The sequence below is a fragment of the Shewanella spartinae genome (assembly GCF_019457555.1).
GTDB lineage: Bacteria > Pseudomonadota > Gammaproteobacteria > Enterobacterales > Shewanellaceae > Shewanella > Shewanella loihica.
The window spans coordinates 83460-106990 of record NZ_CP080418.1; the positions used below are offsets into that span (position 1 = coordinate 83460).

General features: G+C 56.7%; 25 protein-coding genes, 1 pseudogene and 1 riboswitch. Of the genes and pseudogenes, 17 read left to right on the forward strand and 9 right to left on the reverse strand.

The features are described from left to right. Positions 1-49: 49 nt before the first annotated feature. Positions 50-1213, reverse strand: a complete 1164-nt coding sequence (locus tag K0I31_RS00345) for an iron-containing alcohol dehydrogenase (RefSeq protein ID WP_220079557.1) — start codon at positions 1211-1213, stop codon at positions 50-52. A 204-nt stretch (positions 1214-1417) separates the two neighbouring features. Here K0I31_RS00345 and K0I31_RS00350 point away from each other — a divergent pair, with 204 nt between their 5' ends. Further along, on the forward strand, positions 1418-2284 hold the full coding sequence (locus K0I31_RS00350) for an AraC family transcriptional regulator (RefSeq protein ID WP_220079558.1): 867 nt from the start codon (positions 1418-1420) through the stop codon (positions 2282-2284). 6 nt (positions 2285-2290) lie between these two features. Here K0I31_RS00350 and K0I31_RS00355 read toward each other — a convergent pair whose 3' ends face one another. After that, a complete protein-coding gene (locus tag K0I31_RS00355) occupies positions 2291-2812 on the reverse strand; it encodes a hypothetical protein (RefSeq protein ID WP_220079559.1) in 522 nt (173 codons plus the stop codon). Between the two features lie 373 nt (positions 2813-3185). Between K0I31_RS00355 and K0I31_RS00360 the strand changes: the two genes are divergently transcribed. Continuing rightward, positions 3186-4529: a coproporphyrinogen III oxidase family protein gene (locus tag K0I31_RS00360; protein WP_220079560.1), complete on the forward strand. Its 1344-nt coding sequence runs from the start codon at positions 3186-3188 to the stop codon at positions 4527-4529. Between the two features lie 99 nt (positions 4530-4628). Next, positions 4629-5252 (forward strand): HD domain-containing protein, encoded by a 624-nt coding sequence (locus K0I31_RS00365; RefSeq protein ID WP_220079561.1) that lies wholly within the window; start codon positions 4629-4631, stop codon positions 5250-5252. On the opposite strand, the gene K0I31_RS00370 is transcribed toward K0I31_RS00365, so the two are convergent. Beyond that, a complete protein-coding gene (locus K0I31_RS00370) occupies positions 5249-5464 on the reverse strand; it encodes a hypothetical protein (RefSeq protein WP_220079562.1) in 216 nt (71 codons plus the stop codon). The two genes, K0I31_RS00365 and K0I31_RS00370, sit on opposite strands and share 4 nt — an antisense overlap. A 293-nt stretch (positions 5465-5757) precedes the next feature. On the opposite strand from K0I31_RS00370, the gene K0I31_RS00375 reads away from it, so the two are divergent. From K0I31_RS00375 to K0I31_RS00390, 4 genes and pseudogenes are all read left to right on the forward strand, one after another. Continuing rightward, entirely contained in the window at positions 5758-6051 is a 294-nt protein-coding gene (locus K0I31_RS00375; RefSeq protein WP_220079563.1) for a putative quinol monooxygenase, read from the forward strand. 33 nt (positions 6052-6084) lie between these two features. Then, positions 6085-6609 (forward strand): annotated as a pseudogene (locus tag K0I31_RS00380) (GNAT family N-acetyltransferase); the annotation flags it as partial. 153 nt (positions 6610-6762) lie between these two features. Beyond that, on the forward strand, positions 6763-7038 hold the full coding sequence (locus K0I31_RS00385; RefSeq protein ID WP_258406226.1) for a GNAT family N-acetyltransferase: 276 nt from the start codon (positions 6763-6765) through the stop codon (positions 7036-7038). Between the two features lie 136 nt (positions 7039-7174). Beyond that, complete coding sequence (locus K0I31_RS00390) at positions 7175-8035, forward strand: PfkB family carbohydrate kinase (protein ID WP_220079564.1); 861 nt, start codon at positions 7175-7177, stop codon at positions 8033-8035. Positions 8036-8238: 203 nt separating this feature from the next. On the opposite strand, the gene K0I31_RS00395 is transcribed toward K0I31_RS00390, so the two are convergent. From K0I31_RS00395 to K0I31_RS00410, 4 genes are all read right to left on the reverse strand, one after another. Beyond that, the gene (locus tag K0I31_RS00395) at positions 8239-9696 is read right to left on the reverse strand and encodes an alpha/beta fold hydrolase (RefSeq protein WP_220079565.1); all 1458 of its coding nucleotides are present in this window, start codon (positions 9694-9696) and stop codon (positions 8239-8241) included. Positions 9697-9960: 264 nt separating this feature from the next. Continuing rightward, positions 9961-11253: an ATP-binding protein gene (locus tag K0I31_RS00400; RefSeq protein WP_220079566.1), complete on the reverse strand. Its 1293-nt coding sequence runs from the start codon at positions 11251-11253 to the stop codon at positions 9961-9963. Positions 11254-11259: 6 nt separating this feature from the next. Beyond that, entirely contained in the window at positions 11260-11994 is a 735-nt protein-coding gene (locus tag K0I31_RS00405) for a response regulator (RefSeq protein ID WP_258406546.1), read from the reverse strand. Positions 11995-12046: 52 nt separating this feature from the next. Further along, positions 12047-12496, reverse strand: a complete 450-nt coding sequence (locus K0I31_RS00410) for a CC0125/CC1285 family lipoprotein (protein WP_220079567.1) — start codon at positions 12494-12496, stop codon at positions 12047-12049. Positions 12497-12630: 134 nt separating this feature from the next. Here K0I31_RS00410 and K0I31_RS00415 point away from each other — a divergent pair, with 134 nt between their 5' ends. Then, positions 12631-13323: an MOSC domain-containing protein gene (locus tag K0I31_RS00415; RefSeq protein WP_220079568.1), complete on the forward strand. Its 693-nt coding sequence runs from the start codon at positions 12631-12633 to the stop codon at positions 13321-13323. A gap of 81 nt (positions 13324-13404) precedes the next feature. Then, a complete protein-coding gene (locus K0I31_RS00420) occupies positions 13405-13725 on the forward strand; it encodes a DUF4870 domain-containing protein (RefSeq protein WP_011863893.1) in 321 nt (106 codons plus the stop codon). Positions 13726-13799: 74 nt separating this feature from the next. Here K0I31_RS00420 and K0I31_RS00425 read toward each other — a convergent pair whose 3' ends face one another. Both K0I31_RS00425 and K0I31_RS00430 read right to left on the reverse strand, forming a co-directional pair. Next, positions 13800-15716: a methyl-accepting chemotaxis protein gene (locus K0I31_RS00425; RefSeq protein WP_220079569.1), complete on the reverse strand. Its 1917-nt coding sequence runs from the start codon at positions 15714-15716 to the stop codon at positions 13800-13802. A gap of 260 nt (positions 15717-15976) precedes the next feature. Then, on the reverse strand, positions 15977-17626 hold the full coding sequence (locus K0I31_RS00430) for an electron transfer flavoprotein-ubiquinone oxidoreductase (RefSeq protein WP_011863895.1): 1650 nt from the start codon (positions 17624-17626) through the stop codon (positions 15977-15979). A gap of 226 nt (positions 17627-17852) precedes the next feature. Next, positions 17853-17987: riboswitch (molybdenum cofactor riboswitch) on the forward strand. On the opposite strand from K0I31_RS00430, the gene moaA reads away from it, so the two are divergent. The 8 genes from moaA (at position 17975) to K0I31_RS00470 (ending at position 23476) form a co-directional block, all read left to right on the forward strand. After that, positions 17975-18955 carry a GTP 3',8-cyclase MoaA gene (moaA, locus tag K0I31_RS00435; RefSeq protein WP_041406244.1) on the forward strand — a complete coding sequence of 327 codons (981 nt, stop codon included), beginning with the start codon at positions 17975-17977 and terminating at the stop codon, positions 18953-18955. It overlaps the preceding riboswitch by 13 nt. 111 nt (positions 18956-19066) lie before the next feature. After that, positions 19067-19597 (forward strand): molybdenum cofactor biosynthesis protein B, encoded by a 531-nt coding sequence (moaB, locus tag K0I31_RS00440; RefSeq protein ID WP_144202400.1) that lies wholly within the window; start codon positions 19067-19069, stop codon positions 19595-19597. Further along, on the forward strand, positions 19590-20066 hold the full coding sequence (moaC, locus tag K0I31_RS00445) for a cyclic pyranopterin monophosphate synthase MoaC (RefSeq protein ID WP_041509675.1): 477 nt from the start codon (positions 19590-19592) through the stop codon (positions 20064-20066). The genes moaB and moaC overlap by 8 nt, the downstream gene beginning before the upstream one ends. Before the next feature lie 61 nt (positions 20067-20127). Next, positions 20128-20379: a molybdopterin synthase sulfur carrier subunit gene (gene moaD / locus K0I31_RS00450; RefSeq protein ID WP_220072750.1), complete on the forward strand. Its 252-nt coding sequence runs from the start codon at positions 20128-20130 to the stop codon at positions 20377-20379. A 1-nt stretch (position 20380) separates the two neighbouring features. Next, on the forward strand, positions 20381-20848 hold the full coding sequence (moaE, locus tag K0I31_RS00455; protein WP_220079570.1) for a molybdopterin synthase catalytic subunit MoaE: 468 nt from the start codon (positions 20381-20383) through the stop codon (positions 20846-20848). 33 nt (positions 20849-20881) lie between these two features. After that, on the forward strand, positions 20882-21706 hold the full coding sequence (modA, locus tag K0I31_RS00460) for a molybdate ABC transporter substrate-binding protein (protein ID WP_220079571.1): 825 nt from the start codon (positions 20882-20884) through the stop codon (positions 21704-21706). Further along, positions 21706-22386, forward strand: coding sequence for a molybdate ABC transporter permease subunit (gene modB / locus K0I31_RS00465; protein ID WP_011863902.1), 681 nt, complete (start codon positions 21706-21708; stop codon positions 22384-22386). The genes modA and modB overlap by 1 nt, the downstream gene beginning before the upstream one ends. After that, positions 22367-23476, forward strand: coding sequence for an ABC transporter ATP-binding protein (locus tag K0I31_RS00470; protein ID WP_011863903.1), 1110 nt, complete (start codon positions 22367-22369; stop codon positions 23474-23476). Before modB ends, K0I31_RS00470 begins: the two co-directional genes overlap by 20 nt. Positions 23477-23531: the final 55 nt, after the last annotated feature.

Genomic DNA, 23531 nt, shown 5'->3' on the forward strand with positions numbered 1-23531 from the left:
AGCAAAAAGGCATCCCTGAGGATGCCTTTATCGTGTGCTGTTTTGCGCCTTACCAGGCCAGCTGCAGGATCTCGCGGCTGATATCCAGGCCGAGATCGCCAGACTCTGAAAGGGCGGTCATGCCGTGGGCTTCAAGCGCCGCGACTATGTCGTCAATCTGCTCTTGGGCGATATCATAGTCGCGCAGACGGGTCTTGAGGCCCAGTTGTTGGAAGAACTGCTCCGTCTTGTCGATCGCCAGGTCGACGCGGCTGGCGTCGTCGCCCTCTGTGATGTCCCACACGCGCTCGGCGTATTGCAGCAGCTTGGCGTGCTTCTGGGTCTTGCGCACGCGCCAGACAGATGGCAACACGGCGGCCAGGGTCTGGGCGTGGTCGATGCCAAATTGGGCCGTCAGCTCGTGACCAATCATATGGGTCGTCCAGTCAAACGGCACGCCGGCGCCTATCATGCCGTTGAGGGCTGAGGTGGCACTCCACATCAGGTTGGCGCGGGCGTTGTAGTTCTCCGGCTCTTCCAGTGTGATGGGGCCAATCTCGATCAGGGTGCGCATGATCCCTTCGGCGGTTCTGTCCTGTACCCGACCATCCACCGGATAGGTGGCATATTGCTCCAGCACGTGGACGAAGGCGTCGACCACACCGTTAGCCACCTGAATCTTGGGCAGGGTGAAGGTCAGGGTCGGATCCAGCAGTGAGAAGGTTGGGTAGATGCTGGGATGGTTAACCGGGAACTTGCCGCCGTTATAGCTGACCACGCCGAAGGCGTTCATCTCTGAGCCTGTGGCAGGCAGCGTGGCTATGGTGCCCAGTGGCAAGACCTGATCTGCCTCGACCGGCACAGGGGCGAAACCGTGGAACAGCAGGCTGGCGCTGTCACCCTCGAAGCGTGTCGCCAGGGCGATGAACTTGGTGCCATCCATCACAGAGCCGCCACCGACCGCCAGCAGGAAGTCGATAGACTCTTCTCTTGCCAGCTTGGCCGCCTTGGCCAGGGTCTCATATTGTGGGTTGGCTTCGATGCCGCCGAATTCGACGACGGTGCGATCGCCCAGGGCGCTGAGTACCTTGTCTAGGGTGCCGAAGCGTTTCACGCTGCCGCCGCCATAGGTCACCATGACGCGGGCGCCGGCGGGGATCAGCTTGTCTAGCTCGGCCAGGCGGTCTTTACCGAAGACGATCTGTGTGGGATTGCGATAATCGAAGTTAAGCATGGGGATACCTTGTGTCACCTAATAATATGCTGCACATACTAGTCTCTTGGCGCGAGTTTTAAATACCTATTGCTGCACGACTCTTGCCTATTTCTGCTTTATTAAGTTTAAAAGGCATAAATTTGATAAAATTTGATGCCTTTTTCTGCTTGGGTGATATTATCGCCATCAGTTGAATCCTTATCCTGTCCCAAGAGGTGAAGTGTGAAGAGTATTGCCGAGTTGATGTCTGAGCTGGCCCCAGATGAGGGGATGAACGACAGCGTATTGCCAGGTATCAAGCTGTTTCGCTGCTCCGCCTACGGTGCCCGAGGCCCCTTGTGTTACTCCCAGGGGATCATGATAGTGGGGCAGGGCAAGAAGCGTATCTATCTGGATAACAGGGTGTTCGACTATGATCCCCAGAACACCCTGGTGATGACTGTGCCCATGCCGGTGGAGTGTGAGACCTTCGCCAGCAAGGAGGAGCCAGTGCTGGTGATGATGATAGATATCGATCTGGCGCAGCTTAATCGCCTCATCCCCATCATGGACAACCACCACAGGGTGCCCCAGGCCCTGAGTGAGTCGCGACTGCCGGGCTATTTCATCGCGCCGACCGGCGAGGCGATAGAGTGTAGCATTCATCGTCTGCTGCAGGCATTGCAATCGCCGCTGGAGGCCGAGGCGCTGGGTGAAGCCATGGTGCTGGAGATCCTATATCGCCTGTTGGCTTTGCCCAACGCGGCGCCCCTCTATGCCCTGGCACTGAGCCATACTAGATTGTCGCGTATCGACAAGGCGCTCAGCTATCTGCATAAACACTATGCGGCCAGCATTGAGGTGGATCAGCTGGCGGCCCTGGTGAACATGAGCCCCTCGGCGTTTCATCGCTGCTTCAAGGAGGTGACTGCCTCATCGCCCATCCAGTACCTGAAGAAGGTGCGCCTGAACAAGGCTAAGGAGCTGTTGCAGCGTCCCGGAGTGAAGGTGAAGCAGGCCGCCATCGAGGTAGGTTACGAGAGCCCGGCCCAGTTTAGCCGCGAGTTCAAACGTTACTTCAGCCACAGTCCGGGGGAATGTGCCAGATAAGGTTTCTTATTGCTTGATGCACTGCAATAGCACGACGAAAGGCGGCATATTGTTGTGGGCGACGCTGTGGCCTTCGGGCTCGGTGCGACGCTTCTGATGTTGGCGCATGCCTACGTCATCGCCTTCTCCGGTCGCGTATTCCGGCTCGTCTCCCGAGTCATAGTAGTACCAGTCGTCATAGACATGGGTGTGCTTGGGTAGCTCGGCGAGTGTCAGTTTATGTTTCTCTTCGCCGCCTTTGTCATTGAGCTTGCGTACCGACAGCGCATTCTCCTGATGATTCACGGCTAAGGTAAAGCGACCATGCCCTTCGGTATAGGGCTGCCACCCCTCGGGGCAAGCGGCTAGATCGAAATAGGCCACCGTCTTGGCAGGTATGATGCTGCCGGTTTCGGCGATCTGTTTGCTCAGGGCGGAGAGTCCTTGGGTGTTGGCGAGGTTGTTGGCCGCGAGTTCTGTGTATTTCACATAGCCAAAGAGTGCCAGCGATGCGGTGAGCAGCACCGAAACCAATAGATTCCATTTCATTTTTAACGTCCTTGTGTCGAATTGCGCTCCACTGAAACAGCCGGAGTCTATATCATTATTTTTATTAACTATTTAACCTACGCTATTTATTTTATCGCCGCAACAGGTCGATGCTTGCTGTTCACGAGACGCGTCATCTCTTTGCCACTATTGGGTCAAAATGGGCGATCACATTTATTCAACATTTCCTAAAACATGACATGCTTAACAATTCTTCGGCTAATCTAATGCTAGGTGTTGTAACTCCAAGCCAGTTCACGTTTTATATATTCCTTAAGTGATACTTTTGTGTTCCGCAAATGGATGTGTATCGCTTTAAGTCCTTATTTATTAAAAGGCTTTGTTCTCAAGGCCGGTTCAGCTAGGAATATCTATGTCTTCGTCTTCTATTATTCAAACGGCGCCAGGTGCATTGATTAAGCCGTACCAAGCTAACATTACCGTCCCTAACTGGATGCTGAGCTCGATGGAACGAGTGATGCAGTATTATGTCGACAAGAATCTGCGACTCGATACCCAGTCCGCCTCCATGATGCCGGCGCCCGTCGAAGGCAAGAAGTACATGCTCTATGCCCATGTGCCTTTCTGCCATACCCTGTGCTCCTTCTGCACCTTCCACCGTTTCCTGTTTAAGGAGGAGAAGGCGCGCGCCTATTTCGTCTCGCTGCGTAAGGAGATGGAGATGGTTAAGGCGCTGGGCTATGACTTCGAGTCCATGTATATCGGTGGCGGCACCACAACCGTATTAGAAGATGAGCTGGCGCGCACCATAGAACATGCCAAGACCCTCTTTCCCAACATCAAAGAGGTCTCCTGCGAGTCGGATCCTCAGCATCTGGACAGCCCAGGCTTTAAGCAGCTGGAAGGCCTGGTGGATCGTATGTCTATCGGGGTGCAGAGCTTCAACGATGACATCCTGGCGATGACAGATCGTCTGGAGAAGTTTGGCTCGGGTCAGCAGACCTTCGATAAGATCATGGCGGCCAAGGAGTTGTTTCCTATCATCAACGTGGATCTTATCTTCGGCTTCCGTGGCCAGACAGATGAGGTGATTCAGCACGATCTGGATATGGCCTCACGCCTGGATCCCCGCCAGATCACCACCTATCCGCTGATGATCACCCATCAGACCCGTAAGAGCGTCAAGGGCAAGCTGGCCGCGCCTCAGGGGGATATGGCGCGTCAATACCGCCAGATCCTCAACAGCCTGAATGGTCAGTACAATCAGCTGTCGGCCTGGGCATTTGGCAAGGCCAACAACGAAGGTTTCGACGAGTATGTGATCGATTATGACGAGTATCTGGGGGTAGGTTCGGGTTCCTTCAGCTTCCTCAACGACACCCTGTATGTGAACACCTTCTCCCTGCGCAAGTATCAGGAGAATATCGCCTCGGGTCGCATGGGCGTCGAGCAGCAGAAAAACTACAGCCAGAAGGATGTGATGCAGTATCGCTTCCTGCTGGGCATGTTCTCGGGTCGCCTGTCGCGCAAATATTTCCGTGACACCTTCGGCGTCAATCTGGATTGGGCCCTGTTTAAAGAGATGACCTCGATGAAGGCGATCGGTGCCATCAAGAACGACCCGAACGATCCCGATAACCTGATTGTCACGGATAACGGCAAGATGATGGGCCTCTTGATGATGAAAGAGTTCTACTCTGGCATGGACAACGTGCGGGCGCAGCTGCGTAAGCCGCTTAAGCCCTGCGATATGTAGCCATGTCATATGTAGCCCTGCGAGATGTAAGGGGCATTTGCTATCCGAGCGAAAGAGGCCGATCATAGATCGGCCTTTTTTATTGTCGGAGCCTTATCCATGCAGGCCTTTGAGTCGCTATTTTCCCAATTTGTTGCCGCCAGCTCACCAGCCGATGCCGCCCATGATCTCGCCCACGTTAGGCGGGTGGTGAAGACGGCCAAGCGCCTGTGCGATCTTGAATCTGCCTGCGCCGAGGTAGTAGTGCCAGCCGCCTGGCTGCATGACTGTGTCACCCTGGCAAAAGACGATCCGAGGCGCAGTCAGAGCTCTAGGATGGCGGCCGATAAGGCGATCGCCTTCCTCGCCGGCGTGGATTATCCGCAGCAGTACTTGGCCGCCATTCACCATGCCATTCTCGCCCATAGTTTCAGCGCGGGCATCGTCCCCGAGACGCTGGAAGCCAAGATAGTACAGGATGCCGACAGGCTCGATGCCCTGGGCGCCATAGGTGTGGTGCGCTGCCTACAGGTGGGCACTGCCTTGGGGCGGCCCCTGTATGCTGCGGAGGATCCCTTCTGTCGGGAGCGGACGGCAGATGACAGCCGCTACACCTTAGATCATTTCAAACAAAAGCTGTTTACCCTGGCGGATACCATGCAGACGGCGGCTGCGAGGGAAGAGGCGCGGCATCGCACCCGGGTGATGCAGGCCTTTCTCGACCAGCTGGCGCAAGAGATCTAGGGGCGCCGCTTGGGCGCCTGCTTGTGATTAACTTTAGCGCGGCGGGCTAACTTCTGCTCAAGCTGGCGAGCCTCCTGGCGTATCTGTTCGATAAAGAGATCTTGGTAGCCCAGCAGCTCAAATTCTCTCAGGCACTGCTGGTAGCGGCGCAGTTTTTCTGCCTTGCATAGGGGCTTATCCATCAGCTCTTCTAATGTCAGTATTGAGTCCATTCAATAACCTCACAACCTCTTGTGCTTGTTAGCCTAACGTCAAGTTGGCAACTTGTAGAGGTTGATTTTTATCCTAGAACCTCATAAGTCGAAAGGTTGACGAGTTTTTTGTCAATTTTTTCATATAGTTATTTCATTGCCAAGGTTGGCTCAGGTAAGAGGTCGTATATCACCTAAGTTAATATGGGCGATCGCTTACGCACTCATTGGTCGAAAAGCTCATAAGAGACGTTTGTGGAGCACCCGGTAATAGGGTAGCTTGGTGAATTGTTCATTTTGTACAGGGAAATCAGATGATAGTACGTATTGGCGAATTTCAGGCCGCGCCGGGCCAGGCCGAGGCATTGAAGGCCTTCCTCCTGTCATTGAGCGATTATATTTGCAACTCACCGGGTTGCCTCAGCTATGAGGTATTGTGTCCGCTCGACGAGGCGGACCGCCTGATGGTGATTGAGCGTTGGGAATCTGCCGAGCAGCACAGGGCGTCGGTGCAGGCCTATCCGAGCGATAAGATGCAGGCCGCCATGTCACTGTTCGCCGCACCGCCGAGCGGCGGTTACTATTCGCTGGCTCAGGCTCAGGCTTAGGCTTAGGCTTAGGCTTACGGCAGGGCTTTAGTGATGATCTATTTCGAGACAGAGCGGCTTATCTGCCGCGCCTTCGAGCGGGCCGATCTTCAGGCCTTCACCGCCTACCGCGCCGATCCTGAGGTGGCCCGCTACCAGAGCTGGCAAGATTACCAGTATCAGGATGCCCTGGCGCTGTTCGAAAATTTGCAGCAGACACCTTTTGGAACAATCGGTACCTGGATGCAGCTGGCGCTCGAGTGTCGTCAGACCCAGGCCTTGGTGGGAGATCTGGCGCTGCATTTCATCGATGCGCAGCAGGTCGAGATAGGCTTTACCCTGGCAAACGAGCATCAGGGTAAGGGGCTGGCCCGTGAGGCGCTGCAGGGGTTAGTTGTGTATCTGTTTGAGCGCCTGGGTAAGCACAGACTCTCGGCCATCACAGACGTGCAAAATCACGGCGCCTGGGGGCTGCTTGAGCGCCTGGGTTTTCGCCGCGAGGCCCATTTTCGAGATAACATCTTCTTCAAGGGCAGCTGGGGCAGCGAGTATGGCTATGGCCTGCTGGCGCGGGAGTGGCGCGAGGCGCAAGTGGGTGAGCCACTGCAGGAGTTTCGCCTGATCAAACGTGTGGCGCCTCTCAATGATTTCTTGCGCCTTAGGCAGATAACAGGCCTGACCCCAAGGTCTCGCGAGGCGGCAGAACTCGGCCTGCCTCTGAGTCTGTTTGGGGTGCATCTTTTGGCGGGTGACAGGGTGATCGCCATGGGCCGGGTGGTGGGCGACGGCGCCCTCAATTTCGAGCTGGTGGATATCGCCGTGGATCCCGAATATCAGGGGCGCGGCCTGGGCAGCGCTATCATGAGCGCCATCATGGCCTATCTCGACGAGACGGCGCCTAAGGGGGCCTACATCACCTTAATGGCTGATGTGCCTGCCCTTTATCTCAAATTTGGCTTCGAGTACTCGCGCCCGGCGAGCGAAGGCATGTATAAGTTACAGGCCTAATTGGTTGAGAAGCCCCGCGGGCCTTGATATAAAGGAGGCTCGGCGGGCCCCAAAGTATTAGGTTTCCGGGGCTAATTTTCTCAACCCGTTTAGGCGAGCTTCTTTTTCTCCTGATCCGCTGTTACTCGGAGCATGCATGGCCAAAATTCTGCTGGTAGCCAACCTTAATTGCGATCGTATTCTCAGACTCGATAAACCCTTGAAGATGGGGGGGCGGTTTCATTATCAAGATGGTGGCCAGCGCCTGGGAGGCGGCGGTGCCAACACAGGCATAGGCTTGGTGTGGTCCGGGCACGAGGTAGCCCTGGTGAGTCAGGTGGGCCGTGACGAGATAGGCGACTGGCTGCTGGCCGAGACCAGCACACTAGGTATAGATTGCCGCCTGATGCAGCGCTATCAGCAACATACCTGTGAGATGCTGCTGGTGATGACACCGGATGGCGAGCGCACCATCATACGTCCCGAGCGTCCTAGATTCGAACTGGCGGCGCCGCCTAATTGGCGCCAGTGGGATGCCCTCTATATCAACTCTTCCGCCGAAGGCGCTGTGAGCTGGGCCAAGACAGCCTTGCGCCACAGCCTGGTAGTGGCGCAGCTGGCCAAGGATAACCGTGAGCGTCCCTGTCACGTGTTGATTGCCTCGCGGGCCGACATGCAGGGTCGTAGCGAACTGTCGCCCTGGCAGTATGGCCTCTCCATCGCCGGAGACAGTCTGCAGGCCTTCATAGTGACAGATGGCGAGTCGGGCGCCATTCTCTATCAGGCAGATTCGCAGACCCATGTGGCGGCGGAGTCTGCCAGTGTGGTGGATACCACAGGGGCGGGAGACGCCTATGCGGCGGGCCTGATCCATGGGCTGGTGCGTGGCGATGAGTTTTGTCAGGCCATGGCCGAAGGTGCCCGTTGGGCCGCCTTTGCGGTAGCCACAGAGAGTTCGATACCGGGAGCAGAACTGAAAAACTATCTGGAAAATGAGCGAGCGAAAGAAGAGGTATAGCGGGCACAACTTGTCATCATAATGTCATTAACTCGGCTTAGAGTATCGGCATTGGTCGCAAGCAGTTCCCTGACCTTGTTTTGTGTAGCTTCTTTTCTAACATAGTGTGTTTTTCTGTTCTCTCGCCCCATCTTCTGGGGCTTTTTTTTGCCCGAAAAAAAGGCCCCGACCTTTTGGTCAGGGCTTAGGCCGAACGCTTGCTATTAGTTGTATTTAAATACCGGGATCATGCTGGTGCACTGGGTCTTGATCTTCTGATCTGGAGCCGCCAGGAAGGCCATGGTGATGCCGTCGATACAGTTGCGATAAGGGTTCTGTGAAGTCAGCTGTACGTGGCCACCCTGAGGGTTGGTGAACAGCTGGGCATTAGGCATGTTCTTCACCACTAACTCGCCCCATGCCGGTGGCGTCTGATGATCGTTGCCACCGTTGATCACCAGGATCGGCAGATTACTGGTCACGGCCTGGGTCTCTATGCCGTCGGCCGCGGCCACATCCCACGCCTTACAGCTGTCGATATCGAATCCCTCATGGAACATCTTGTTCACGGTCAGTGTGGTCGTGGTGGACCAGTTTTTGTCGTTGCGACCCTGTAGAGCCGTCTGGTTGAGGAAGGCATATTCCTCGGCGCAGACTACTGACAGGGCCATAGGGGCAAAGTAACCCTCAGCCTCTTCGTTGTCTTTCTCATTGATGATGATGTTCAGGTCCTTATCGATCGCCAGGATCAGGGGGACGACCCTGGCATCACCCGCTAGACTGGCGATGTAGTTGACGAAACGGATGGCTGCCTGCTCCTCCCCCTGATTCTGTAGTCGCTCGATGATAGATTCGATCATCGGCTTGAGGATCTCTGATGCACAATTAATCGAGGCATCGCAGTTGGCGACGATGCGATCCAGCGTGGCATAGGTGGCCCAGGGCGTGTCCGACAGGCCGTTGACCTCGATGGGGAATACACCGTCGAGGATGACGCTGCGAACCCCTTGGCTATCTTCGCGTATGATGGTCTCAGCTAAGCGGGTGCCGTAGGAGGCGCCGTAGAGATTCCAGCTGTCGAGCTTGAGTGCCTTTCTCAGCATGATGAAGTCGTGGGCGCTCTGTACGCTCTGATAGGCGCTGAAGTCGACGCCCTTGGCCTTGAGGCGAGCCTTACAGGCCTTGACCTGCTCGATTGAGCCCTTGACCGTGTTAAATTCGGTGCACTTGTAGGCGGGCTTGGCGTGGCCTGTGCCGCGCTGATCCACCAGATAGAAGTCGCGGTCGTTCCAGAGGTATTTCGCCTTGCTCTGGGTGAAGTCTTCCAGGCTGTCGATGGCCGAGTAGCCTGGGCCGCCCTGCAGGTAGACTACGGGATCGGCCTTGGCCTCAGGCTTAATCGCCGGGATCTTCAGCACGGCGATCTCCATGGTTGTCTTGGAGGCGCTCTGGCCCTTAAGGGCATGTTTTTCCGGGACCGTCAGATAGCCGCAGCTGGCGCTTTTGGGCAGATCCTTACTCTTGGTGAACGTGCTGCAGTCGACGCTGGCGTAGGTGCCCACCTTGCTGGCGACCTCCTTCTTAGTGTCAGACTTGCTCGATTGGTTACAGCCGCCGAGGAGGGCGGTTGCCATGACGAGTGTGCCAAAGGCCAATAGGTTGGGCTTGTGTGTCAGGCTCATATACAACTTCCTTATGGGTTACAGACGAAGGCAATGAACCTGGCGAGCCGCAGGGACTCGACGCCTTTGGGTTCTGTGCCGTGACTATCTGTAGCGCATTATGGGGAGGCGGGACCCTGGGAAACAGAAGCACTCTGTATGGCTTTGTCTCGGCTTTGTATCGGAAGGCTTTGAATAGAAAAGCGTTGAGCGGGATAGCACTAATTGGCTAAGTGCTAAATCGGTGAGTTTAGCTATCGTCTGGGCGCTGAGCCCTTAACGGGCTCATTCTGCCTTGGGCAGGCGCAGGGTAAAGCAGGGGCCGCCCAGCTCGCTGTCGCCCAGGGTCAGCTCGCCCTGGTGCTGACGCACTATCTGCTTGGCGATGGCCAGTCCCAGGCCGTGGCCGCCACTCTGCCTATCTCTGGCCTTATCCAGGCGCACGAAGGGCTCGAAGATAGATTGCCAATAGTCCCGAGGGATGGGCGGACCGTCGTTGGCGATCTCGATCAGCACGCTGGTCTCGTCGCTGCTAAGAGTCACGCTGACGCAGCTTTGGGCGTACTTGTAGCCGTTGCGTATGATGTTGCTGGTGGCCCGCAGCAGCAGGTGGTTGGCGATGGGAGCCATCAGGCTGTCGTCACCGCTAAGCTGCAGGCGTTTGGGGGTCTCGAACTGCAGGTGTTCCAGCTGGCTGGCCAGCAGCGGGTAGAGTCTGGTTGGTGTCAGGCTGAGTTGGGCGTCAGGCCTTTCCAGTTTGGCGAAGTGCAACAGCTCCTCGATCATGCCGCCCAGTTCGTTGAGATCTTCCTGAATTCCTTCAAGATACTGCATCTGTTCCGGGCGTACGCCCGAGTCGTCCAGCATGTCCAGGTTGCACTGGATGCGAAAGATGGGGGTGCGTGACTCGTGAGCGATGGCGTTGGTGAGGTTCTTGTGGCTCTGGATCAGCTGAGAGATGCGATCGGCCATGATGTTGAACGACAGGTTGAGCTGTCCCACGCTGTGAAGGCTGCTGGTGGAGGCGCGGGCGCTAAAATCGCCATAGGCGAAGGCGATACAGGTCTTCTCCAGTCGCGCCAGTCGCCGGGAGATCACAAACAGCACCATGATGCTGATAAGCGCCAGTGCGGCGCACAATTCGACGAAGACAAACCACTCTTTGCGGTTGAGGGTGTTGATAAAGGGGGAGTCCGGGTCGTTGATAATGCCATAGACTACCTCTGGGTTGCTCTTCAGGCTGAAGTAGGCCTGATTCTCGTCCACATCTTCAATGTAGAGGCCGTAGTCTTTAACCCCTTGTTTGATCGCCTCGCTCAGGGTGTCATCCTTGATGTCATAGCGGGTCAGCGCCAGGTGGATATCCTTGGCAAAGCCTTGCAGCGCCAACTCAGCCGCCTGCGCTCCCTGAGCCTCGCCTATCTTGTCTACCAAGTTGCGGGTGGCGGTGATCTCGTTGGCCAGCGAGGTGGCGTCCAGTGAGTCGGTGGAGAAGAGCTCAAACTGGTCCATGGCGATCACCGCAATAAAGAAGATCGCCAGGGCAGTGCTATAGATGAGGATAAACAGGCGCGTCACAGGGGATCACCAACGGTCGGGGACGAACAGATAGCCCCTGGCCCTGACCGTGATGATGCGCCGGGGCAGGGCGGGGTTGTCGCCCAGCTTCTTGCGCAGCACGACTATCTTGTTGTCTATGGTGCGGTCGATGCCGTCGTACTCTATGCCGCGGATCTGTTTGACCAGATATTCCCGGGTCAGGATCTCGTCGGCATGGGCGGCCAGCAGCCAGAGCAGGTCGAACTCGCTGGTGGTCAGGCTGACTTCTTCCCCCGCCAACATACACTGCTTGCGCTGCTGATTGAGCTCAAGCTCGCCGAAGCTGAGATGATGCTGCTCCTGGGGAGCTGACACCTTGGCCCGGCGCATCAGCATGCGGATACGTGCCAGCAGGACCCTGGGCTGTATCGGCTTGATGATGAAGTCGTCGGCGCCCATCTCCAGCGCGGCTACCTGATCCATGTCGTCCTCGCTGGCGGTGAGAAACAGTATCTTGCCATCGAAGACGGGCTGCAGTTGACGGCAGATGCTGAAGCCGTCCAGGTTGGGCAACATGAGATCTAAGATGACCAGATCCGGCTGCTCGGCCAGTATGGTGGCGACGGCGTCGGCGCCATCATGGACACAGACAGTCTCTATCTGCTGTATGGTCAGATAGGAGGACAGCAGCTGGCTGATCTTTTCGTCATCTTCAACGAGTACAACTTTGATGCTCATGTCGAGTGAGTCGTCGTGGGAGTGTGTTGATAAATCTAACATTATTTATCTAGCTCCAACAGGGACGAGTTCACACTCTTTTTGAGGACCTGGCCTACCATGTGAGGTGATCTATAAGGTAAGCGGCGTCATACACCTTGGTCGTCTGCATCGATGCTTTATCCTGCAGGCCGGTAACTTCGACGATCACCGAGGTCTCATTTTCCACTTTACCCAGGCCATAGCCCCAGTCCTTGTGGCCAAAACCCAGGGTGTCATTGCCGACCGCATCGCGGTGGTTCTGCTCTGTGGTGAGGGCAAAGTAGGGATAGCCATGGGCCTGGGCTATCTCGGCGGACTTGCGCAGAACATATTTGCGGGCCAGGGCGCGATCTGTCATGTCGTTGCCGACGAAGCTTATCTGCCAGCTGTCGTCGGCTATCTGTACCACGTCGAAGCCTTCGCCGAAGCTCCAGAAGGATTTTTCTGTATCGTAAGAGGTGGCGCAGCCGCTCAGCAGGAGTATGAAACTCAGTATGAAGACGGCCAATGGAGTTGTTTTCATGATATCTTTCCCAAGGAGAACTAAGCCGCTATTGTGCAGGGGCTATCCCCGGGGCGACAGAGGGAGTTTGTATTGAATTGTCTCGCCTTTGTCAGCGGGCGAGACGAGTAGGCAGTAGTCAGGGGGAGAAGGATATGACGCGTTTGGTAAACAAGATTTCGGGCCTGTATCGTGGCGACAAGGCCGAGACGTTCGAGGGAATACCCAGCATGATCGACGCCAAGCGGGCGTGCACTCGTTTGGTGGTGGGTGAGCTGGGCGTCGAGGGTGACGGCCAGGCGGATCCCAAGCATCACGGCGGCGCCGACCGTGTGCTACACCATTTTCCTCGCGAGCATTATGGTCAGTATCGTCGCAGGGACATGATGCAGGGCTTCAAGGATGTGCCCGCCATGGGCGAGAACATCAGTACCGTTGGGCTGGACGAGACCCAAGTAAATATCGGTGACATCATAGACATCGGCGAGGTGCGCCTGCAGGTGACTCAGCCGCGCTCTCCCTGCTTCAAGCTCAATCATCAGTTCGGTCATCCCGAGTTTGCCCTGGCCATGCAGACCAGCGGGCTGTGTGGCTGGTTCTATCGGGTGATCACGCCGGGTGAAATTAGTCTGGAAGACGATATCAGGCTTATCGAGCGCCGCACCGACATCAGCCTGCGCGAGGCGATGAGTATCTATTTCTCGCCCACCTTTGATGCCGGCGCCTACGATCGCCTTGCCAGTTGTGATGGGCTGGCGAAGTCTTGGGTAAATAGCTTGCAGCGCCGCCTGGAAAGTCGCAAGATTGAGCCTTGGGAAATGCGTTTATTTGGGCTTAACCGCCTGTAGCAATACGTAAAATTGATAATGAATCATCAAGGAGTGTAATTCGTGTCTGATATTGAACAACTGTCCCGTGACGATAGAAACATGGGCGTGGCGGTGCATCTGGCCAGCTTTTCCGGCTATCTGATCCCCTTCGGTTCTATCCTGGGGCCCCTGATTGTCTGGCTGATGAAGCGCGAGGAGATCGCCTTCGTCGACAGCTGTGGTCGCAACTGCCTGAACTTCAAGATAAGCGTGATGGTATATGCCATCATCAGCATGATCCTCATGTTCGTCGGCATCGGCTTTATCCTGCTGGGTGTGCTGGCGATCTTCGATATCGTGGTCACCATCATCGCCGCCATGAAGGCCAGCGAAGGCATTAGTTACCAGTATCCGCTGACGATCAAGTTTCTTAAGGCCTGATACCTATTAGCCAAAATAAAAAGCCCGCGATTGCGGGCTTTTTTGTGGCCGAAGCACTTTAAGCTGCGAACCGCCTAGACCTTGAAGCCAGCGACCAAGGTATCTAGCCTGTGGGCCAGCTGGTTGAGCGACTGGCTGGCCTGGGCCACCGCCTGGGAGGTCTCACTGGTGCGCTGGGTGATCTCGCTGATCTCCGTGACGTTGCGGTTGATATCTTCCACCACGGTAGACTGCTCCTCGGTGGCCGCCGCGACCTGAATATTCATGTCAGTGATGGAACCGATCTGTTGGCTGATCTCCGTCAGGGTATGGCTGGCCTCATCGACCGCCTGTACCCCTTCCTGGCTGCGGCTCTTGCTCTGGGTCATCGCCTCGACGGCGCGGGCCGCCTCGCTCTGCAGGTTGTCGATCATCTTCTGCACCTCGTCGGTCGACGCGGCGGTGCGTGAGGCCAGGTTACGTACCTCCTCGGCGACCACGGCGAAGCCTCGTCCAGCTTCACCGGCACGGGCGGCCTCGATGGCGGCGTTGAGGGCCAGCAGGTTGGTCTGATCCGACACGGCGCGGATCACATCCAGAATGCTGCCGATGGAGGTGGTATGGGTGGCCAGGGATTCGATCACATTACCTACCTGCTCTACATCCTGAGACAGCTGATTGATGGTGTCGCGCGCACGGGTCACCACTATCTGGCCGTTGCTGGAGGCGTTGTCGGCGTCCTTGGCGTTGTCGGCGGCCTGGGCGGCGTTGCCGGCGATCTCGTGCACGGTCGCGCCCATCTCGTTGATGGCGGTGACCACCATCATGGTCTGATCTTTCTGCAGCTGGCTGTCGTCCTGAGTCTGCTGGGCCTGATTGGCCACATCTTTGGCGGCGTGACTCAGCTGCACGCTGGTGTCTGTCACCTCTATGATGGAGTGCTGGATCTTCTCGATGAAGCTGTTGAAGCCCTTGGCAAGCTGCGCCAGCTCGTCGTTACCCTCGACTGGTAGACGTTGGCGCAGATCCCCTTCACCCTGACCTATGTCCTGCAGCATGTCGGCTACCTTGGCGATGGGCTGGCTCACCGAGGCGGAGACGAAGGTGGAGAGGCCGATAAAGGCGGCGGCGATCAGCACTGTCCAGATGAGGATCTGATAGGCCGACTCTTCGAGCAGGGCAAACACCTCGGCCCTGGGCACCTGGGCCACCAGATACCAGTCCATCGAGGGAATATAGCTGCTGGCGACCAGCAATGTCTCGCCGTCGAGCTCCGTCTGTGTCAGGCCAAAGTCGCCCTTGTTGAGCAGCTCTCTGGTCACGTTACCGCCATAGAGCGAGCTCAGGCTGGCCTTGCCTATCTGGCTGGTGTCCGAGTGCAGCTTGACGTCACCCTTGGCATCTACCAGGTAGACGAAGCCTGTGTCTTCGATCTTGAAGGATTTCAGCAGGCGCACCATGTCGTCCAGCGACTTGGCCAGACCCACCAGGCCGCGGTCGTTGGGCTGTTGGTAGTTGATGAAGAGCTTCACCTCGCCATTGGCCTCGGTGAACACGTTGAGCATGCGCTCTGTGCCGCTGTTTTTATAGTTGAAGAACCAGCCATCCTGATCCGGAGTGAGGATCCGCAAAAAGCCGTCCTGGGTGTAGTAGGCGGCGGTCTGTCTGTCGGCATAGGAGGCCTGCACCAACTTATATTGCTGTTGCACATCCTTGAGCTGGGCGATCACCAGGGGCTCTGTCTCGGCAGGGCGCCCCTCGACCAGCCACTGCTTGAGCATCTTGCTGCTGGCCAGCTGCTCTGCGGCGTTCATCAGGGTGGCGATGTCCATCTCCACCTTGTTGCGGATCGCCTGCAAGGTGTTGGGTAGTTCGGAGGTGAGCATGCGCTGCTCGACGACTTCCTTGGCGCTACGTTGACTCAAGACACCCACGAGCACGGTCGACAGCAATACTGCGACGGTAACCGTGAGTAAGATCTTCTGCTTGATGGTGAGCATGTTTAGTTTCATCGTTTATGACTCGCATCTACTCTGTCCGAGCATGCCTCGGATGTGTGAATACTAGATTATTAAGGTTAGTCGCTGTTTTCTAAACACGCTAAACCATTGAACTTTTTTGAGGGCAGGAGGATCCTTTAGGATCACTTAGTGCGTCTTGGTAACGCTTGTAGGTATGGCGCCATTATGGTGGCCTGGGATGTTAAGCGCAAGTAAAAACGCGCCCTAAGGCGCGTTTGAATCTGTCTGTTTGCCGAGCAACAAGGCCTGGCTTACATGTTCGGATAGTTAGGTCCGCCGCCGCCCTCTGGGGTGACCCAGGTGATGTTCTGGCTCGGATCTTTGATGTCACAGGTCTTACAGTGGATGCAGTTCTGACCGTTGATGACAAATTTCTTCTCGCCGGCTTCTTCCACCACCTCATACACACCCGCCGGGCAGTAACGCTGGGCAGGTTCGTCGAATTTGACCAGGTTCACCTCGATAGGGATGCGCTCGTCTTTGAGACGCAGGTGACACAGCTGATCTTCCTCATGGAAGGTGTTCGACAGGTAGACGGAGGAGAGCTTGTCGAAGCTGAGCTTACCGTCAGGCTTAGGATAATCTATCTTGCTGTAGGCGCTGACCTCGGCCATCTGGGCATAGTCGGCCTTCTCATCCCGCAGCGTGATAGGGAACTTGCCACCAAACCAGTTCTGGTCGATATAGTTGAAGGCGCCGCCCAGGTAGGCTCCGAACTTGTGCATCGCCGGGCCGAAGTTGCGTGAGCAGTATAGCTCATCCTGCAACCAGCTCTGTTCGAACTTCTCCTGGTAGCAGTCGAGATCTTTGCCGCCTTCTACGCCGGCATGCAGGGCGTGGCAGATGGTTTCGGCCGCGATCATGCCGCTCTTCATCGCCGTGTGGGTGCCCTTGATCTTGGCGAAGTTCAGGGTACCTGCGTCACAACCTATGATCAGGCCGCCAGGGAAGCTCATCTTAGGCAGAGAGTTGAGGCCACCCTTGGTGATGGCGCGGGCGCCATAGCAGAGTCGTTCACCGCCCTGTAGGTACTGGCTGATCACTGGATGTGTCTTGTAGCGCTGGAACTCATCGAAGGGGCTCAGGTGCGGGTTCTGATAGTTGAGATCTATGATGAGACCCACTGCGATCTGGTTGTCTTCCATATGATAGAGGAAGCCGCCGCCCGAGGCGCCGTCTGTCAGTGGCCAGCCACCCGTGTGAACTACCTTGCCTTGCTGGTGTTGCTCCGCAGGCACCTTCCAGATCTCCTTGAAGCCCAGGCCGTAGTGTTGCGGTGTCTTACCGTTGTCCAGATGGAACTTCTCGATCAGCTGCTTGCCCAGGTGGCCGCGGCAGCCTTCGCTAAATACAGTGTACTTGGCGTGCAGTTCCATGCCCGGTTCATAGCTGTCTTTGGGCTCGCCATCGGCGCCGACGCCCATGTCGCCTATGATGATCCCCTTGACGCTGCCATCCTCGTTAAACAGCAGCTCGCTGGCGGGGAAGCCTGGGAAGATCTCGACGCCCAAGGCCTCGGCACGCTCGGCCAGCCAACGGGCCAGGTTGCCGACGCTGATGATATAGTTGCCATCGTTGTGCATCGTCTTAGGGATAAAGGCATTGGGCATGGCACGTGAGGCCGAGTCTGAGCTAAGCATAAACAGCTCGTCATGGGTCACCGCCGTGTGCAGCGGTGCACCTTGTTCTTTCCAGTCACCAAATAGCTCTTCGAGCACCTTAGGTTCGAACACGGCACCCGAGAGAATGTGCGCGCCCACTTCCGAGCCTTTCTCGACCACACAGACAGTCAGCTCCTGGCCGGCGTCTTGTGAGATTTGCATTAGTCGACATGCGGTAGCCAGGCCAGCTGGGCCTGCGCCAACGATAACGACGTCGAACTCCATCGATTCGCGTTCCATCACTTCACCTCTTTTAGCTTTCCCCCGATTGAAACGGGTGTTTTATTCTTTGTCTCCACCTTACCCTAAAATAGCGAAATGGCACAGAGTTTAAGCAGTCAGGATAGACTAATTGATGGTATTTATCTTCGTGAGCGGTGTCACATTATGTTAACGCCCGATTGATCTTAAACAAAAAACGGGAAGTTTCTGCTATAAAACCCGGTCTATATCGGCCTATAATTGAGAAACGACGGTTCTCCGAGCTTTCTCTCCTACGTCCGCAGATAGGGAGATTAAGCCGTGGCAATTGTGCCACCGGGGTGAGGAAAGAAATTGACTCACCTCCCCTTACTTGGAAAGGTGATCATGTCTCAACTACAAGACAATTTTGGTCGAAGATTTCACTATTTACGGATGTCGGTAACCGATGTCTGTAACTTCAAATGCACATACTGCCTCCCAGATGGTTATCGCCCCGACGGTAAGCCTAAGTTTTTAGATCTCAACGAGATCGAGAATCTGGTGGGCGCCTTTGCCGAGGTCGGTACCCAGAAGATCCGCATCACGGGCGGTGAGCCCACATTGCGTAAAGATTTTACCGATATCGTGCGTATCGTCGCCGACAACGACAAGATCAAGACACTGGCGACCACCACCAACGGCTATCGTCTCGAGAAGCATGCCAAGGAGTGGTTCGATGCCGGTCTGAGACGCATCAACGTCTCGGTAGACAGCCTGGATCCACGCATGTTTTATCAGATCACCGGCGAGAATAAGTTCGACGAGGTGATGCGTGGTGTCGATGCCGCCCTGGAAGCGGGGTTTGAGCGGGTGAAGATCAATGCCGTGCTGCTCAAGGGCTTAAACGACAAAGACCTGCCGCGCTTCCTGCACTGGATCAAGCACACCCCAATCGACCTGCGTTTCATCGAGCTGATGGAAACCGGTCTGGGACGCGAGTACTTCAAGGCTCATCATCTGGCGGGCGCCGACATCAAGTCGCAGCTTGTTCAGGATGGCTGGCAGTTGGATCAGTCGGCGGTCGACGATGGCCCGGCGCAAAACTTCAGCCATGATGACTTCAAGGGACGCATAGGGCTTATCATGCCCTACGAGAAGAACTTCTGCGCCAGCTGTAACCGCCTGCGTGTCTCCGCCAAGGGGAAACTGCATCTCTGCCTCTTCACCGAGCACGGTGTGGATCTTAGGGATCTGTTGCAGTCCCATGAGCAGCGCGCTGAGCTGATCGAACGGCTCCATGGCCAGCTGAGGGCGAAGAAGGAAACCCACTTCCTCCACGATGGCATCACTGGCGTAACACAGCATCTGGCGTCTATCGGCGGCTAGAGGGCTTGCGCTAGCGCAAGAAGTTGCGTTCGCCGTGTGGGTATACTCTGCTCATATTCCTGTCGGCGCATCTGATAATCGCAAACCACACCAAGAGTGAAGAGAGACGTTATGGGTCATTGCACAAGAACTCAATTTGAACCGCTCAATATCGCGGTATTAACCCTGTCTGACTCCCGGGATCTGAGCCAGGACACCTCGGGACAATTTTTACAAGACGCCTTGTTAGAAGCCGGGCACAAGCTGGCGGAGCGCCGCCTGATTAAAGATGATAAGTATCAGATACGTTCGGTATTGTCTCAGTGGATCGCATCGAACGATGTGCAGGTGATCATCACCACGGGTGGCACAGGCTTTACCGAGCGCGACAATACGCCCCAGGCGGTCAGACCGCTATTCGATCGCGAGATTGAAGGCTTTGGCGAGCTGTTTCGTCATATCACCTATACCGAGCTGGGCACCTCGACGGTGCAGTCCCGCGCCCTGGGCGGCTTCGCCAACAAGACCGCCATCTTCTGTCTGCCGGGCTCAACCGGTGCCTGCAAGACGGGCTGGAACAAGATTTTAAGAGAACAACTGGATGCCACTCACAGACCCTGTAACTTTGTGATGCACGTGAAGAAGGTAGCAATTGATGAGTAGTGAATTTACCCATATTAATGCCGATGGCAATGCCCACATGGTGGATGTCACCGAGAAGGCGGTTACCGAGCGCGAGGCCCGCGCCGAAGCCTTCATCGAGATGGCACCCGAGACGCTGGAGATGATCATGAGCGGCAGCCACCACAAGGGTGATGTGTTCGCTACGGCCCGTATCGCCGGGATCCAGGCGGCGAAGAAGACCTCAGATCTGATCCCGCTGTGCCACCCCCTGATGCTGACCAAGGTCGAGGTGGATCTCGAGGCGCAGCCCGCACACAATCGAGTGCGTATCACCAGCCTGTGTAAGCTGTCGGGTAAGACTGGTGTCGAGATGGAGGCGCTCACCGCGGCCTCGGTGGCGGCGCTGACTATCTACGACATGTGCAAGGCGGTGCAGAAAGATATGGTGATCTCTCAGACTCGCCTGCTGGAGAAACGTGGCGGCAAGTCGGGGCATTTTAAGGTTTAGGTCAAGGTTTAGTTCAAGGTTTTAGCCAAGGTTTAAGCGACAAGTATTTAAGGTAAAGATTATGATAAATGTGCTGTTTTTCGCCCAGGTGCGCGAACTATTAGGTGAGAGCACCCTGGAAGTCGAGGCAAGCGAGCAGACCACCACAGCCGAAGGCCTGCGTGCCTTGCTGGCGGCCAAAGATGACAAGTGGGGCAAGGTATTGGCTTCCGACAAGCTACTGGTGGCGGTCAATCAGACCATCAGCAGCTGGGATACCCAGGTCGAAGATGGCGACGAGGTCGCCTTCTTCCCCCCAGTCACCGGAGGTTAAGATGAGCCAAGCGATCGATCGGGTATTGGTGCAGACCCAAGACTTTAGCGTTCCGGATGAATACGCCCGCATCACGGCGGACGACAGCGATGGCGCCGTGGTCACCTTCGTGGGTAAGGTGCGCGACTTCAACGATGGCAGCGCGGTGACCGATCTGACCCTGGAGCACTATCCTGGCATGACAGAGGCGGTGCTGAATCAGATCGCCGTCGAGGCAAGAGAGCGCTGGCCGCTTACCCATGTGACCATCATTCACCGGGTCGGCACCATGGCCCTGGGCGAGCAGATCGTCTTTATCGGTGTCACCAGTGCCCATCGCAAGGCGGCGTTCGCGGCCTGTGAATTCCTGATCGATTTCCTCAAGACCAAGGCGCCATTCTGGAAGTTAGAGGCGGGCGATCAGGGCAAGAACTGGGTCGAGGCGAAAGATGCCGACGAACAGGCGGCCAAGATGTGGGACAAGCAGTAAGCCGGGACGAGTGCCCGGTTGATGAGGGTTGAAATGGATTTACTCAGAGGTTTTGTTTTAGGCTGCCTGCTGCTGTTGGGAGTAACCCCAAGCTGGGCGGCCGAGGTGCCGGCCATCGCCGCCGCCTCCAACATCAAGTTTGCCCTGGATAAGATCGCCGCCGACTTTACTAAGGATACGGGCAAGCGGGTGCGCATCTCCTATGGCTCCTCGGGCAACTTCGTGGCGCAGCTGCGTCACGGCGCGCCGTTCGAACTTTTTCTGTCGGCAGACGATAAATATATCTATCAATTACATAAGCTTGGTGTAACTCAGAGCGACGGTGAGATCTACGCCATAGGTCGTCTGGCGCTGGCCGCGCCCAAGCGTTCGCCTTTGAGCCTAGATACCGAGCTTGTCGGCGTGAAGACCTTGCTTGAGCAGGGTGAATTGAAGCGATTTGCCATCGCCAACCCAGATCACGCCCCCTATGGCGAGCGCGCCCGGGAGGCGCTGCAACATCTGGGACTCTGGCAACCTCTGCAGCCTTATCTCATCTACGGCGAGAATGTGTCTCAGGCGGCGCAGTTTGCCCTGAGCGGTTCCACCGATGGCGGCATCGTCGCCCTGTCGCTGGCGATGGCGCCTCAGTTTCGCGCTGCCAGCCACTATGTGGCCCTGCCGAGCGAGTGGCATTCGCCCATGAATCAGCGCATGGTGCTTACGCCTAAGGCGGGGGAGACCGCCAAGGCCTTCTATGCCTACCTGTCGCAGGCGAAGGCGAGGGCGGTATTCCTCGAGTTTGGCTTCGGCCTGCCAGGTGACAGCCAGGGCGATGAAGTCGCTGATGCTGCTAACAAGTCGTCCGGAGACCACTGATGGATTGGCAGGCGCTGCTGCTTTCAATCAAGTTAAGTTGTGTCACTGTGCTGGTGTTGATCCCCTTTGCCATCTGGGCCGGCCGCTTCCTGGCGTACCGTCAGTTTAGGGGGAAGTCCTGGCTGGAGGCGCTGATCATGGTGCCTCTGGTATTGCCGCCGACGGTGATCGGCTACTACCTGCTGGTGGGGCTGGGCAGCCAATCCTGGCTGGGTCAGACGTTAGAAGCCCTGCTGGGGCAGCAGCTGGTATTCCATTTCTCGGGCCTGGTGGTGGCCTCAGTGCTGGTCAATATTCCCTTTGCCATACAGCCGATTCAGCGCGCCTTCGAGTCTGTGCCCGAAGAGGTACGCGACGCCGGTGCCTGCTGCGGCATGAGCCCGGCCAAGGTGTTGTTTAAGATAGAGCTGCCCCTGGTGTGGCCCGGTGTGCTAACCGCGCTGGTGCTCTGTTTCTCCCATGTACTGGGCGAGTTTGGTGTGGTGTTGATGATGGGCGGCAATATCGCCGGCGAGACCAAGACGATCGCCATCTCCATCTATGACAGCGTGCAGGCGTTCGATTTCGCCGCCGCCGGGCAGATGTCACTGCTGCTCCTGCTGTTTGCCATCACAGCGCTGGCGCTCACCACGAGTCTATCCCGTCGATTAGGAGGCGTGAGTGTCTCAAGACGTCGCTGATCTCAGTTGTAAGATCTTCCAGCAGGAAGGCATCGCCCTGGACGCCGAATTCGTCTGTAAGGCAGGCGAAGTGCTGGCGGTTGTCGGCCCCTCGGGCGGCGGTAAGTCGACCCTGATGCGGATGATCGCCGGCCTGACCAAGCCTGAGTCGGGCGAGATTCGCTATGGTGACAGTGTCTGGTTCAGCAGCGAGAGCGGCCGTTATCTTACGCCTCAGCAACGCCACCTTGGCTATGTACCGCAGCATTTTGGCCTGTTTCCCAACATGACGGCCCTGGCCAATGTGGTGGCGGCGCTGGATCATATTCCTAAGGCAGAGCGTGTCGCGCGGGCCAAAGACTGGCTCGAGCGGGTAAATCTTCACGGTCTGCCGGACAGGCTGCCGGCCAACCTGTCCGGCGGGCAACGCCAGCGGGTGGCCCTGGCCAGGGCCCTGGCCCGAGAGCCAAGAGTCCTGCTGCTGGATGAGCCTTTCTCCGCCGTCGACAGGGAGACCCGCGAGCGTCTCTATCTCGAACTGGCCCGGCTCAAGGAGCAGCTGGCGATCCCTGTGATCATGGTGACCCACGATCTCAACGAGGCGCTGCTGCTGGCGGATCGCATGATCCTCATCAGTCAGGGCACCTTGCTGCAGCAAGGCAGTCCGCGGGAGGTGTTGAGCCGTCCGCGCAACGAGGCGGTTGCCAAACAGATGGGGCTGAGAAACCTGTTCGACGCCCATGTGGTGGCCCAGGAGGCGGAGCGGCAGATCACCTGGCTCAGGTTTGGCGAGCATCTGATTGCCGGCAACTACTGCGAGCAGCTGGCCATTGGCGCCAAGGTGCGCTGGGTGATCCCCAATCAGGGGGTGAGGTTTAACTCCATCACCAAGGGACGCCTGTGCCGCAGTTTCAACAAGCTCAGCATCACCATAGAGTCCTGCCTCAGCATGGGGGAGACCATGCGCATCCTCGCTAGCATCAAGGGGGTGAAGCATCACCTCAATGCCGAGGTGCCGCTGCATTTCGCCCAGAAGATGGGCTTGGCGCCCGGCGTGGAGACGGAGGTGGCCCTCAAATCTGAGCTGATCCATATCCTGGAAAATGACTAAGCTGTTGCGCCGCTGAATAGAATATGATCAATCCTTAATACGGCTTCCATCTCCC

Coding starts and splice junctions, on each gene's coding strand:
- K0I31_RS00405 (WP_258406546.1), bottom strand. CDS start 11,994: ATGTTAGATTTATCAACACACTCCCACGACGACTCACTCGACATGAGC.
- K0I31_RS00420 (WP_011863893.1), top strand. CDS start 13,405: ATGGGCGTGGCGGTGCATCTGGCCAGCTTTTCCGGCTATCTGATCCCC.
- K0I31_RS00370 (WP_220079562.1), bottom strand. CDS start 5,464: ATGGACTCAATACTGACATTAGAAGAGCTGATGGATAAGCCCCTATGC.
- K0I31_RS00430 (WP_011863895.1), bottom strand. CDS start 17,626: ATGGAACGCGAATCGATGGAGTTCGACGTCGTTATCGTTGGCGCAGGC.
- K0I31_RS00395 (WP_220079565.1), bottom strand. CDS start 9,696: ATGAGCCTGACACACAAGCCCAACCTATTGGCCTTTGGCACACTCGTC.
- K0I31_RS00355 (WP_220079559.1), bottom strand. CDS start 2,812: ATGAAATGGAATCTATTGGTTTCGGTGCTGCTCACCGCATCGCTGGCA.
- K0I31_RS00360 (WP_220079560.1), top strand. CDS start 3,186: ATGTCTTCGTCTTCTATTATTCAAACGGCGCCAGGTGCATTGATTAAG.
- moaC (WP_041509675.1), top strand. CDS start 19,590: ATGAGTAGTGAATTTACCCATATTAATGCCGATGGCAATGCCCACATG.
- modB (WP_011863902.1), top strand. CDS start 21,706: ATGGATTGGCAGGCGCTGCTGCTTTCAATCAAGTTAAGTTGTGTCACT.
- moaE (WP_220079570.1), top strand. CDS start 20,381: ATGAGCCAAGCGATCGATCGGGTATTGGTGCAGACCCAAGACTTTAGC.
- modA (WP_220079571.1), top strand. CDS start 20,882: ATGGATTTACTCAGAGGTTTTGTTTTAGGCTGCCTGCTGCTGTTGGGA.
- moaA (WP_041406244.1), top strand. CDS start 17,975: ATGTCTCAACTACAAGACAATTTTGGTCGAAGATTTCACTATTTACGG.
- K0I31_RS00410 (WP_220079567.1), bottom strand. CDS start 12,496: ATGAAAACAACTCCATTGGCCGTCTTCATACTGAGTTTCATACTCCTG.
- K0I31_RS00365 (WP_220079561.1), top strand. CDS start 4,629: ATGCAGGCCTTTGAGTCGCTATTTTCCCAATTTGTTGCCGCCAGCTCA.
- K0I31_RS00425 (WP_220079569.1), bottom strand. CDS start 15,716: ATGAAACTAAACATGCTCACCATCAAGCAGAAGATCTTACTCACGGTT.
- K0I31_RS00415 (WP_220079568.1), top strand. CDS start 12,631: ATGACGCGTTTGGTAAACAAGATTTCGGGCCTGTATCGTGGCGACAAG.
- K0I31_RS00345 (WP_220079557.1), bottom strand. CDS start 1,213: ATGCTTAACTTCGATTATCGCAATCCCACACAGATCGTCTTCGGTAAA.
- moaD (WP_220072750.1), top strand. CDS start 20,128: ATGATAAATGTGCTGTTTTTCGCCCAGGTGCGCGAACTATTAGGTGAG.
- K0I31_RS00375 (WP_220079563.1), top strand. CDS start 5,758: ATGATAGTACGTATTGGCGAATTTCAGGCCGCGCCGGGCCAGGCCGAG.
- moaB (WP_144202400.1), top strand. CDS start 19,067: ATGGGTCATTGCACAAGAACTCAATTTGAACCGCTCAATATCGCGGTA.
- K0I31_RS00390 (WP_220079564.1), top strand. CDS start 7,175: ATGGCCAAAATTCTGCTGGTAGCCAACCTTAATTGCGATCGTATTCTC.